General features: G+C 70.1%; 13 protein-coding genes and 2 pseudogenes. 5 read left to right on the top strand and 10 right to left on the bottom strand.

Going from position 1 to position 11,667, the window contains the following annotated elements:
• Window positions 1-208: 208 nt before the first annotated feature.
• The 4 genes from ACZ53N_RS34835 to ACZ53N_RS34820 form a co-directional block, all read right to left on the bottom strand.
• Window positions 209-364 (bottom strand): hypothetical protein, encoded by a 156-nt coding sequence (locus ACZ53N_RS34835; protein WP_469144781.1) that lies wholly within the window; start codon window positions 362-364, stop codon window positions 209-211.
• 204 nt (window positions 365-568) lie between these two features.
• Window positions 569-1,249, bottom strand: a complete 681-nt coding sequence (locus tag ACZ53N_RS34830) for a hypothetical protein (RefSeq protein ID WP_370424281.1) — start codon at window positions 1,247-1,249, stop codon at window positions 569-571.
• Window positions 1,246-1,860 carry a sigma-70 family RNA polymerase sigma factor gene (locus tag ACZ53N_RS34825; RefSeq protein ID WP_356459195.1) on the bottom strand — a complete coding sequence of 205 codons (615 nt, stop codon included), beginning with the start codon at window positions 1,858-1,860 and terminating at the stop codon, window positions 1,246-1,248. The genes ACZ53N_RS34830 and ACZ53N_RS34825 overlap by 4 nt, the downstream gene beginning before the upstream one ends.
• Before the next feature lie 573 nt (window positions 1,861-2,433).
• The gene (locus ACZ53N_RS34820) at window positions 2,434-2,931 is read right to left on the bottom strand and encodes a hypothetical protein (RefSeq protein WP_469144780.1); all 498 of its coding nucleotides are present in this window, start codon (window positions 2,929-2,931) and stop codon (window positions 2,434-2,436) included.
• Window positions 2,932-3,304: 373 nt separating this feature from the next.
• Here ACZ53N_RS34820 and ACZ53N_RS34815 point away from each other — a divergent pair, with 373 nt between their 5' ends.
• From ACZ53N_RS34815 to ACZ53N_RS34800, 4 genes and pseudogenes are all read left to right on the top strand, one after another.
• Window positions 3,305-3,772 (top strand): lamin tail domain-containing protein, encoded by a 468-nt coding sequence (locus ACZ53N_RS34815; protein WP_469144779.1) that lies wholly within the window; start codon window positions 3,305-3,307, stop codon window positions 3,770-3,772.
• Between the two features lie 321 nt (window positions 3,773-4,093).
• Window positions 4,094-5,806, top strand: coding sequence for a hypothetical protein (locus tag ACZ53N_RS34810; protein WP_469144778.1), 1,713 nt, complete (start codon window positions 4,094-4,096; stop codon window positions 5,804-5,806).
• Window positions 5,782-6,246 (top strand): annotated as a pseudogene (locus ACZ53N_RS34805) (hypothetical protein); the annotation flags it as partial. The gene ACZ53N_RS34810 and the pseudogene ACZ53N_RS34805, both read left to right, overlap by 25 nt.
• A gap of 79 nt (window positions 6,247-6,325) precedes the next feature.
• Window positions 6,326-7,267 carry a hypothetical protein gene (locus ACZ53N_RS34800; protein ID WP_469144777.1) on the top strand — a complete coding sequence of 314 codons (942 nt, stop codon included), beginning with the start codon at window positions 6,326-6,328 and terminating at the stop codon, window positions 7,265-7,267.
• 267 nt (window positions 7,268-7,534) lie between these two features.
• On the opposite strand, the gene ACZ53N_RS34795 is transcribed toward ACZ53N_RS34800, so the two are convergent.
• The 5 genes and pseudogenes from ACZ53N_RS34795 to ACZ53N_RS34775 all read right to left on the bottom strand — a co-directional run bounded on the left by ACZ53N_RS34795 (window position 7,535) and on the right by ACZ53N_RS34775 (window position 10,507).
• Window positions 7,535-8,101, bottom strand: a complete 567-nt coding sequence (locus ACZ53N_RS34795; RefSeq protein WP_469144776.1) for a hypothetical protein — start codon at window positions 8,099-8,101, stop codon at window positions 7,535-7,537.
• A gap of 488 nt (window positions 8,102-8,589) precedes the next feature.
• Window positions 8,590-8,742: a hypothetical protein gene (locus ACZ53N_RS34790; RefSeq protein ID WP_469144775.1), complete on the bottom strand. Its 153-nt coding sequence runs from the start codon at window positions 8,740-8,742 to the stop codon at window positions 8,590-8,592.
• Between the two features lie 35 nt (window positions 8,743-8,777).
• A complete protein-coding gene (locus tag ACZ53N_RS34785; RefSeq protein WP_469144774.1) occupies window positions 8,778-9,032 on the bottom strand; it encodes a hypothetical protein in 255 nt (84 codons plus the stop codon).
• The gene (locus ACZ53N_RS34780) at window positions 9,032-9,244 is read right to left on the bottom strand and encodes a hypothetical protein (protein WP_469144773.1); all 213 of its coding nucleotides are present in this window, start codon (window positions 9,242-9,244) and stop codon (window positions 9,032-9,034) included. Before ACZ53N_RS34780 ends, ACZ53N_RS34785 begins: the two co-directional genes overlap by 1 nt.
• Window positions 9,245-9,496: 252 nt before the next feature.
• A pseudogene (locus ACZ53N_RS34775) lies at window positions 9,497-10,507 on the bottom strand (helix-turn-helix transcriptional regulator).
• Between the two features lie 93 nt (window positions 10,508-10,600).
• Here ACZ53N_RS34775 and ACZ53N_RS34770 point away from each other — a divergent pair.
• Window positions 10,601-10,999, top strand: a complete 399-nt coding sequence (locus ACZ53N_RS34770) for a VOC family protein (RefSeq protein ID WP_116158284.1) — start codon at window positions 10,601-10,603, stop codon at window positions 10,997-10,999.
• Between the two features lie 80 nt (window positions 11,000-11,079).
• On the opposite strand, the gene ACZ53N_RS34765 is transcribed toward ACZ53N_RS34770, so the two are convergent.
• Window positions 11,080-11,667: DciA family protein (locus ACZ53N_RS34765; protein WP_469144772.1), on the bottom strand; the 588-nt coding region annotated here is incomplete at its 5' end.

Genomic DNA, 11,667 nt, shown 5'->3' with positions numbered 1-11,667 from the left:
GAACGACGCTGCACCCCCGAGGTGACGGGTTGGCGGGGAGCTGGCGGGGCCACCCCCGACTTCACATCCGTCCGAGTGGTTAAAAGACAAGCTGAGAAGTGCGGGCAGGTACGGAGCGGAGAGCCGGCGCCGGAACTCAGAGTTGCTGTCGTCGGCATCAACGGCTGCGGGCCCCGGGGTTGTGGGAACCCCCGGGGCCCGCAGAGGTCTACCGGCGGATGTTGACCGTCACTCGGATGCCGCCGGCAGCGCTCGCTGCGCCGCCGGCCAGGCCGACGGCCGATGCGGCGGCGGTATGGCCGCTCAGGGCGAGGAGCACGACCGCGAGCACGGACAGGAGTCCGGTCACGGCGGTGAACCACATCAGGTACCTGGGGGGCTCTGGAGGTTCTGGGGTACGTTCGGTGGGCGCCATACGCACTGTCTCCGTTCTGTTGGACGTGCCCGACGGCGCAGGTGAGGGGGACTCGCGGCATGCTTTGGACGGCTTCTGCGGGTCTCCCTCCGTCGCGCTCCGGAGGGCAATTGCTCGCACCAGGGCGGTGGTGCTCGTCAGCCGGTGGTTTGGTCAGCGGCGGCCAGTGAACTCGTACAGCTCGGCCGCCAGGCGGCGGTCGGGCCGGCTGACGATGCCGCAGCCGCCGCTGGAGGCGAGGCGGTCGACCTCGGCCTCCAGGGATTTGGTGGGGACGCCGCTGGCGTTGCTGCCGTGCCGGCGGACGTACTGGGTGAAGACCGACAGCAGGTTGAACAGGCCGTCGACGGGCGGTGCCCCGGCCTCCGACGGTTCACGGTTGGCCTGGTTGAACCAGTGCTGGGCCTCGCGGAGCTCACCGCGGCCGGCGTGGTGCAGGTGCAGGCAGTAGTCCGCGGCGCGCAGGCCCGCGCCGGCGGCGAGCTGCCACCAGAACTGCGCGCTGTCGCAGTGGCCGGTCAGGTGCAGCAGGCAGGCGAAGACCAGGGCGCCCTCGATGTCGAGGAAGTCCTCGGCGCGCTGGGGGCTGGGGGATGACTGGCCGCGTGCCAGCCGGTCGACGTGGGCGGCTGCGTTGGGCTCGTGGAGGACCCAGCGGCAGACCACGCCGAGGCGCTGGCGGGAGAGGCGGGCCTGGGCGAGTTCGGGGGCGCGGCGGGGGCGGGCGGCTTCGGCTGCCAGGCGGCGCAGTCCGGCGGCTGGGTCGAAGGCGTGGGCTGCGGTCGTCGGCACGGCGACGTCGGTCATGAGGTCGTCGATGCTGGCGGGGGTCACTTCTTGTTCCTCTCCTTGCCAGAGGGCGAGCGTGGGGGTGTGCCGGGGATGCCGAGCTGGACGCGCAGGCGTTCTTTGGCGTTGCGGCCGTGGTAGTCCACGACGCTTTCGCTCAGGCCCATGAACCAGGCGATGCGGCTGGTGGGGTAGCCCAGGACGTGGCGCAGGACGATGACGTCGAACTGTTTGGGGGGCAGGTCCGCTATCGCGGTGAACAGGCCGCGGCTGCTTTCCATGATCTTGAACTGGTCCTGGCTGGCCCGCAGGGCCCGGGCGACGGCCCCGTCCGCGATGAAGGACGGGCGGCGGTCCTCGGCCTTGAGCTGCAACCCGATCGCCTGCCGCAGGATCGCCCAGGCGGCCTTCTCGAAATTCCCCTCCCCCAGCAGCGCCTGCCAGGCGTCCTGGATCTCGGAGAACACCTGGTGCACCAGCTCTATGGCACTGCGTGCGTCGCCGAGCTGGGCTTCGGCGTAATCGAGGTAGAGCTTGATGTGCCCGATGTAGAAGGCCTGGAAGTCCAGCGGGAGCTGCGCCAGGGCGTCCACCGGTCGGCTGGGGCCGGCGAACGCGTCGGACAGGGCGTCGTAGAAGTCGTCGTCACCCGTCATACGGGTGCTCCGCCGCACAGCCCGGCCGGTGTGTCGCTGGGGACTGCCGGCGGCGGCGCCGCCGTGTGCCCGGGCCGCGTGAGGCGGTCCGTGTCGAACGTGGTGCTCATCCGTTCTCGTCATCCGTTCACTCAAGGCGAGGCCAGCTCAAGTGGCCTGCACGGGAAGCGGGTTGGTCCCCCGGCTCCCACTTAAGTGATTTCTGCCGCCTGTCGCTCAACCGCCCCTGGGAGAAATTCCGGTGGCCCGCGGGTTCGCGAGTGATCGTTGAATCAGCACAGACCGACAGGTCTACACCACATGCCCCACCTGCATATATATGCACCCGCTCGCCTAAGGCCACCCCGGCCCCGAACATTTGAGTGACGCACATCACATTCGGGTGGGCCGGTGGTGTAACGATTCGTCAGGACGACCGTCCCGGAGGGCCAGAACGCCGCGTCGGCGAGGCCGGAGCCAAGGGGGGCGTCCTGCAAGAGGGCCCCACCGGCGGGCACAGCACCCTCCTGGCCGCCACCGGCGGCCGGCTCCTCTTCGCTAACGCCGGGCGACGGCCGCCTCGACGGACCGCGGTCAGCGGCAGGAATCAGCTCGCCACGGCTCGGCCAGCAGCCCGACCTGGCCGGTCGCCACGTCGAATCCCAGCACCGGATACCCGTAATCGCCTTCCGGATCCATCAGCACCGGCTTCCCCAGCCGCCGCCCGATCGCCCGCAGAAAGCCACAGAAGACTTCGAGCCGCTCCTGCCCTTGCAGCTCCCGCAGGCCGACATCGAAGCCGACCTCCTCCGGCGCGTAGAAGCGGAAGATCGCCAGCACCCCGGCCGCCGGCCAGACCCGCAACTCCGCGCACTCGGCCCCAGCCGGGCGGGACAGCACCGCCTCTGCTGCGGGTACCGGCATCACGGCACCGCCCTCGGAGTACCGACACCTCCAGCCCCTCGCGGTGACGAGGTCGAGGACCGCCTGCCAGTCCTCCACCGAGGCGTCGGGAACACGCACCTCCGGCAGCGACCCCATCAGGTCGGGGTCGAAGAAGCACTTCACGTCATCCCACAGCAGCTCAGGCACCCCGTCATACTCCCCCGGCACCCCGCCGTGCTGCCCGCTTCCCCTCCGCGCGCGCAACACGGGAACAGCCCCAGGCGGCCGGCCGGAGACGGTTGCCGAGTCCGGCCACAATCCGCCCCTTCAGGCGCCTGGCGAGGAACATGTGCCCTGCGGCGTGCTGGAGTCGCGAGGTGTAGCGCGGGGCGGGTGGTGTGCGCTGGGGCGTGTGCGCGGGGCGCCGCCAGGTGGTGCGAATGTTCGCCTCGTGTAACACGTACTGGGACTTTCAACTTTGGGGCACCGGGTGGCGCACAGTGAGGTTTCTCGGCGCTTCGCCGGGGTCCTCATCAACGGGCCGCCCTACTGGGCTGCGCCCTGGAAGCAAGGGTTTGTTATGTCTTCAGCTGTTATCGCCCGTATTGCTGCTACCGCCGTCGCGTGCGGCGCGGTCCTCGCCACCACGGTCCTCCCCGCGACCGCCGCCGCCCATGCCGACTCGTTCCGTGCGACCTCGCCGGTCGTGATCGGGAAGGTCCAGTACGACAGCCCCGGCAAGGACGACCGCAGCAACTGGAGCCTCAACGCGGAGTGGGTCGAGGTCGTGAACACGAGCCGCCACGCGGTGAACCTGAAGAACTGGACCTTGACGGACACCGACCGGCACACCTACCGATTCGGGTACCTGCGCCTGGCCGGCCACCAGAAGGTCCGCGTCCACACCGGCATCGGCCGCGACACCGTTCGCGACGTCTACCAGAACCGCCGCGCCTACGTCTGGGACAACTACCGCGACACCGCCACCCTCCGCAACGACCACGGCCGCGTCATCGACACCGAGTCCTGGGGCCACCACGGACACTGACCGGTAAACCGAAGCCGCCCCTCACCCGAGGCGGCTTCACCCCACTCTGACGGTGCGCCCCGGGCCCAGATGTGGCCCGGGGCGCACCGCTGCTGCAGAACCACCCCGTCGTACTCGCCGATTGCTGCCTCTGCCGAGCGGACTTCGCTGATCGCGTCCGGTCGGGCCCGGGGCCCCTTACGGTCGTTCCACAGACGGCGACCGGCGGTGGCGCCGGGTCAGGCAGGGGAGAGGGGTTCCGACGATGGTCAATGCCCGTACGTACCCGTTGTGGCGGGATTTCGCGATGAGTGAGGACCTTCCAAGGAAGCCCTCAAGACGGTGATCGAAGCCCTGTGCACCCCGGCGCCGCAGGGCTGCGGCCGCCGGGACGAGGAGCGGCGGGAGAAGGCGCTGAAGGCCGCGATGCCCTCGCTTCTGGCCCGTACGACGGCCAAACGGCTGAGGGGCTGGCTCCTGCTGCACGCCGATCAGACGATGCTGGCCTCCCTGGCTGCCGCGGGCACGGTGACCACCGCCGACCTGCCCGCCATCCTGCGTACCTACCAGCCCTGGGCCGGGCTGATCGCCGGCCTGGCCCGGCACCCTGCCCAAGTCGAGGCAGCCATCGCCCTGCTGCCCCGGCTCGCCGGCGTCGAGCTGGAGCAGGTCATCCGGGACTGGGACCCCGACCGCTACACCCGCAGGAACGAGGATGAAGCAGCTTCGCCCGTTCCGCAGGCCCTGTTCGACGCCGTCCTGGAAGCTTCCCTCACTCCCCTCGCGGCGTTCCTCCGCCACCCGCAGTGCGAAGAAGGGTGGGAGGCGTTGTCCTCTTGTTCCGAGGACTGGTCACTGGAGTTGGACGGTCATGCCGGCTGGGCGATGCTGGCCAGATGCCCCGAGCGGTGGGCGGAGCTCGTCGCACACCCCACGCTCGGGCCTGCCGTCCAGCATCTGCTGCTGGACCAGGCAGAGACCCGTGCCCTCCAAGACGCCCGCCTCCGCGCCACCCCCAGCTCCTCCCAGGGCGAAGAAGAGCCTCCGACCGACGAAGGCCCTGCTCCCGCCCTCAGCGAAGAGCTGCTGCTCGCCTGCCTGCCGGCGCTGTGCCTGCCCGAACTGTCCGAGCTGCCCAACCCGACGGTGACCGCCCGCAGGACCCTGCACCACATCGCCGACCGCATCCGCAGCAACCCGCGCCTGACCGGGCTCGCCGCCGACCAGCTGCACGCGGCCGCCGCCGCCCTCGTAGACCGAGGCCACCTGCTGAGCCTGCCCAAGAAGCAGGACAACGACTACGCCTTCGACGGCCACGTTCTGCGCCTTGCCGAGGACTTGGCGCTCCTTGGCGCCAGCCCCGGCCACCTGGCCGGGGCTGGCGCCCAGTTAGCCACGCTGGATCAGCCAGCCGTCATCTCCCCCGCCCCGAGCCGGGCTCTGATGCGTCTGTTCGGTGACGACGCCGACCGGGACCGCCCCGCAGTTCTCCTGGAACGGCACTCCGAACACCACCGGGTCCGGGCCCTGGCAGCCCTCGCGGCCAACTCGCACACCCCGCACGCCGCCGTCAGCGACGTTCTCACCGGCCTGCACCCCGCCGAGCTGGCCTGGATCGCCGAGAAGACCGACGGCCCCGACTGGTTCCTGAACGCGGCAGCAGCCGTCTCGGCCGACGACGAGGAGGACAGTGCGCTGCGGCTACTGAACGACGACGACCTCGACCAGCATTCCGACCCGGCAGCCGTCCTGCAGTACTGGCTCGACTCTCCCGCAGCCGACGAGCCCCTCTCCCGCTCCGAGGTCTACCGGGCCGTCATCACTTCCCGCCACCGCACCCTCGACCACCTGCTCCAGATCCCGGCCGACGAGATCCTTTCCCGCCACGAGCCCGAGATCGCCCTGCCGATCCTGCTGGACCGCTGCGGACGCAGCAGCGACCGGTGGGCCGCGCTTGCCGCCGCCATGACCTTCGCCTACGACGAAGAGAAGATCACCTTCGGTGAGCTCCTCGACTCCCTGGACGACTCCCCCGCCCCACCCCAGACACCCTGACCGAAACCCGAGCTAGACGGCTCCACGCCCTCGACGCCCTGCTGCCTGCGGGCCCGCCGACACGGCGCGCCGTCCTGGCCGGACCAGGATGGCCTACCCTCAATGCGGACGCTGACATCGTCCTCGTGCCGACCCATCCGCAGACCGGGGAGACGTGGACCCCGGCCGTCCCGGCCACTACGGCGTACCCGGTGCCTTTGCCGTTCGGGGTGTGGCTGGGGCTGGCCTTCCCCAAGCCGCACCTGCCAGTCCCCGCGTCGGGCGGCATGCCCGATGGCGTCCTGCGCGACGACCCGCCCGCACCGCGCCCCCGGTACTTGTTCCGGGCCGATCCGGACGCGTTTCAGCACACCCTGGTCCGGCTGCCAGCCGTCCGCAGTCCGTGGTTGCGCGAGATCACCGAAAACCTCACGCAGCACATGCGCACCGGCCTCTTCTAGCGGACTGACCAAGGGCGCCGGTAGCCAGTCTCCGACCTGCTCCGCAATCGAACAGCGCCGGACAGCGGTGCCTCCCGAAGTGGTGAACATCTGCTGTCCGTTCTCGTGGACAAAGCCAACCCCGCAGATCAGAAGGTTCATCCAGGGCGACACGGTGACCACGCCGCAGGAAGCGGGCATCCTCCAGGCGGCCGACACACTCCTTCAAGAAGCACGTCAGCAGGCCGCCCAGAAACAGCGGGCAGCGGACGAACGCCGTGCGGCAGAGACCCGGGAGCGCGAAGAACGACGGGCCCGGGAATGGGGAGAACGCCGTGCGGCAGAGGCCGAAGAGCGTAGGAGGCGTCGCGCGGCAGAGGCTCAGGAACAGCACGCGCAGCCCGTGACGCAGGCCCAGGAGCGCAAAGCACGCAACAGGGCGCGGGGACAGGTCCAGAGCATCACCGGCCGTCTACGCCGTGAAAAGCTGTCCGCCCAACAGCAGAATCATCTCGTCGAGGAGCTGGTTGTTGCGGCGAAGGAGGCCGGAGACCATCTGTCCGAGGCTGAGCAGCACAAAGTGAACGAGTGGGTGGGAAGGACCGCCGCCCCCGTAGAAGAACCGGGCACGGCCGAGAAGACCTCTCCGGCCGCGCAACCACAGCCGGATACGATCACGAAGCCCGCCAAGCTGCCGGACCGTCTCATTCCCGCCGCGTCGGCTGTCCGCGGAGCCTTGAAGAAGGCGGCGCGGGAACGGACCGCGACCAGCTGGAACCGGCTGGAGCACCAGCTCGGCTCCGCGCTCCCCTCTCTCACCAGCAACGAGCGCGCCCAGGTGCTCGTCCAGGTCGACCGGTCCACGGCCGGCGACGAGCCGCTCCTGTCGTCCCTGCTGGCCGCGGGCGACCCACACTTCGCCTACCAGTACTACCGGCACGTCCTCACCGCACTCGGCCTGGACGCCCCGGACGACGAAGACCTGCGGGACGTCGTCGAAGCCGACGCCGAACAGGTCTTCACCGACTGGCGCTTCCGCTGAAACCGGCCGGACGGCAGCAAAGCACCCGGCGGGGTGACTTCGTGGATCGCGCCTCGCTCGGGCCCGGGCGCGCCGTACGGGTCGTTCCACGGATGGCGACCAGCGGCCGCTGGATACGGCTGCTTCTTTACGTCGTAAAGAAGCAGTGCGCCGATCTGCATGTGGAGTCTCGCCGTTCGCGGCACAGGCCGTGATCGTTGATCAGCCGTTCTTCCGCTGTCTGCTACGGACCGCGCTGTGCCAGCCGGAGCGGACGGTGCCGCGGGCTCATGGCTGTGGCGTCTTGGCGCCGGTCCGCTGCCGGATGCTGGCGAGCTCCCGGCCGAGCGCCTCGCGGGCCGCCTGCTGGGCGTCGGGCGGAAGGGAGCCGAGAGCTCTGTCGATGCCACCGAAGATCTCTCCGTAGGTGGCCTTGTCCGTCAGGGCCCGCTGAGCGCGCGCGCCGTCGACCTCCCGGCGGGTTTCCTCCGTGAGGCCGGCGAGCCACGCCGAGCTGGCGAGCTCCTGCAGGTGCTCCGCACCCGCGATCACGTTGCAGACGGCCGCGAACTGCGCCGCCTGGCCGGGGTGGCCGAGGCCGGCATGCGGCGGACGTCGGAGCTGCTCCTGCACCTCGCGGGGCGAGGGCTTGCCGTCGAGCGGCGCACCCTCCGCCAGTAGGGACCGCCACGCGGCGTGCTCCACGCTGTAGCGGATCGCGCTGGCCAGGCCGCTCAGCTCGCTCAGGTAGTGCTGCAGGTCCTTGGGGGACGCGCAGTCCCCGCCGATCTGCAGCAGCTCTTTGGCCATCTGGTTGATACGGGCCTGGAGCTCGGGGTTCCACTGATCGCGCACGATCACCTCTCTGGGGCGGTCCCGGGAGGCACGCAGATCGCCCCTCCCCCTGGAATCAACGTTCCCGGCTCGGTCGACGTTGCGGGTCCTGAGCGGAAGACCGAATCCGGGTGGGTCTCGCCGCTCGTGGCCCACACTGACGCTGCGACCTGGTGGTTGTCGCGCTGTCTCACGGCTTGGCCAGCGCCGTCTCCCGCGTCTTCACCGGAGCATCCGGCGCGGCGGCCGGCGTCTGCGTGGCGTGTCAGGAGCCCGAAGCGGTGCCGTCGGCCAGGGCCCCGGACGCCGCGTATGGCATCGGTGCCGGTCCAGCGCCGCTCAGGGGCCGGGGACCTGCGGTGACACCGGCCCTCAGCCCTCCGGTGTCACCTGTTCGCTCTCCAGGTCAGAAAGGAGGAGCGCGAGGCGCTGGTAGGTGCGGGCGTACGCGATCTGCTTGGTCACCACGTCGGTGTACGCCGCGTCGGGTGCTTTGGGGTTCGCGCCCTTCAAGAGGCTCGCGAGCTGCCCGGGTCGGTGGGATCGAGGGGCTGGGAGAGGGCGGCGACCGTCTTCACCCCGAGGTCTACCCCGACGGTCCCGTGCTCGCGCGGCCGCTGCGACGGCTGCTCGGGGATGGCCATGGTGACCTTGCACAGCACGGAGGCGTACCAGCGGTGGCCGGCGCGGGAGACGGTCAGTCGACCTCTACGTACGCGACCAGGATCACGGTTCCGAGAACCGTGGGGATGTACACCACGCGAACCTGCTCGGTGCGGTACTCCCACTCCAGCTTGCCCTCGGCTTGGGTGCCGATGGTGTGGTCGGTGGAGATCTTGACGATGACCGGGTCCAGCACCGCCCGCTCCGCGTCGGTCAGCGCGTCGATCTGCTGCTCGGCGACGTCATGCAGGACGACGTGGGCGCGCCAGGGGCCGTGCTTAGGAGACATCAGGCGGCGCCGGCGGTGTGCGCGGCGTCGTCGTCACTCAGGCCGTGCCGGGCACGAATGTCCTCGTACGGGGTGCACGCCGACAGGTCGATGCCCTCGGTGCCAATCCGCTCGAGAACGTAGGCCAGCAACCCGTCCCCGTCGGCGGCGTGCTCACGAGCGGAGTCCCGCAACATCTTCGACTCGTCGGTGTCGAAGGTCAGGTGCGCCATGGCTCCTCCAGTTCTCGGGTGCTAAGTCGAGGCTAGCGCAGAGCCCCCGGCCTTCGGCATCGGAACAGCCACGCCCACCGGCGGAACCAGGCCCGGCCGCGCATGAGGCGAGCCCGGGGCCCTGACAGAGCTCCCAGGCTCGGCTGGACTTGCAACTCTCGCCAAGTATCTGGCTGTTCGTGACGATAGGCGCGCTATGTGGCACCGAAGTTGGCGGCCTCGATGACGCGGGCCCGCTCTAGTTGTGCCGTCTCATGACATTGGTTCCTCGCTGTCAGGCTTGGGGGCGTAGGACGTGAGGCGATCGGCGAGCGCGATGACGAGGTCGCGTAGTTCATCGGGGCGCTCGATGATGAACGGCCGGTCGAGTGAGGCGAGTGTCCGAGGCAACCAGTCGAGCTGCTGCGCCCGTAGCTCGACGCGCAGCCAGTGCTCGGCCGCCGGGTCTTGGCCGGCCGCGGGCTCGTGCTTCTCCAGGATCGCGACGCTGGCGGGGAGGTGCGCGCGGATCTGCTCAACTGTCCCGTGGATCCGCAAGGTCACCTCATGCCGGTACTCGGCCGTGGCGAATCCTGACAACACGCGCTGTGCCGGACCGGGCCCCACGTGCGCTTCGAATGAGCCGGGCAGGGCCCTCGCGGCGGCGATGCGATCGAGCCGGAAGGTTCGGTCCTCGCCGACCTGGGCGTCCTGGCCCGTCACTCACCACCGGCCCGCATGGGCGACGATCCCGTACGCGTGCAGCGTGCGTTCGCTGCGCCGTCCGCCGCGGTCGGCGTAGCGGATCGAGACCGGTCGGCGGTGGCGCACCGCATCGGCGATGGTGAGCAGGAGTCCGGCGTCCGGGTGGTCCAACTCGCCGGGCTGATCTGTGAAGGCGAGAGCTTCCAGGAGTGTGTCGAGCCGGCGGGCGATGTGTTTGGGCAGCACCCGCCGGATCTTCGCTGACGCCGTCTCGTTCGCGGTGCGCTCCGTCGATGTCAGCCCTGCCCGGCGGCCGGCGACCAGGCCGAGCAGCACGGCCAGCGCCTCGTCGTCGCTGAACATGAGCGGAGGCAAGCGGTACCCGGGAGCCAGCCGGTACCCGCCGTAGCGGCCGCGTACCGACTCCACGGGCACGTCCAGGTCGATCAGCTGGTCCACATACCGCCGCACAGTGCGCCCTTCGACGCCGAGGCGGTCGGCGAGTTCGGCCACAGTCCGGGTGCCGCCCGATTGCAGCAGCTCCAGGAGTGTCAGCACGCGGCCGGTGGGTCGTGGCATGTTCGCAGCCTAACGCGAATACAGGACCGATTCTGTCCACTATTTCTCCTAGCCTGCGACGTGCACGCCCCCAGCACAGTCAAGGAGATTCCCATGGACTTCGTCTCGATCCGCATCATCACCAGCGACGTCGCACGCCTCGTCGAGTTCTACGAGCGAGCAACAGGGATGCAGGCGATACGGGCCACCGAGGACTTCGCCGAACTCAAGACCGCGGGCGCAACCCTCGCGATCGCCAGCACCCGCACCGTCCCGCTGTTCGCCCCGGGCTCTGCCCGCCCCGCGGACAACCACAGCGTGATCACCGAATTCCTCGTCGACGACGTGGACCGCGTTCACCAGAACCTGACAGGCTTCGTCACCGACTTCGTCAACGAGCCCACCACGATGCCCTGGGGCAACCGGTCGCTGTTGTTCCGCGACCCCGACGGCAACCTCGTCAACTTCTTCACCCCCGTCACCCCGGAGGCCATCGAAAAGTTCGCACGCTGACGCCACGCACAGCCGCTCACGCGGGAGCCCCGAGAGCCCAGGGCTCACGGTATCGGCGTCCGCGTCATCGCGACGTCGACTCATGCCACTTCACCGGCTGCCTGCGGAGCGCGTGACAGCTCGGGGACGGTTCGCCCGGCACGCTCGGCACGGGCCTGGCGCAGGGCGGCGGCTTCGGTCACCGCTGCCTGACGACGTCGCTGGAGGCGAGCATCGTCCATCGAGGCCGGCGCATCGTCCGGGGCGACGTCGGGCTCGGGGAACGCGCGTCGGCTGAGTTCACGCATGGCCCTGTTCTGCCGCTCGATCGCCTCGATGACGCCCGAGCTGACGTGCTGAACGCGCGGGACGGCCTGGTGGGCGCTGAGCGCCCGGTGGAAACCGGGCGGGGCCATGTGGCGCGTCTTGACCGGCGCCTCGGGCGCGGCCGCCGCCGTCGGAGCTGCCACCGCCTCGCGCGGCGCCGGGGCCGTGGCGCCCACGGGCAGGACGCGGACGGTGCGGACCGCCTGGGCGCCGACCGCGTCGTTCGCCGCGGCGACGATCCGGGAGCTGATCAGGCGCAGCTGCGTCGCGTACGCGGGCGAGTCCGGGTGGAGGTCCAGCTGTCCGGTCTCCGCGTGGAAGGCGACCGCCTGGACGTGCGCGGCGAGCTTCGGCGAGACGGC

It is taken from the genome of Streptomyces sp. NPDC033229, from assembly GCF_055576875.1.
This window is presented reverse-complemented; position numbering and strand designations above follow the sequence as displayed.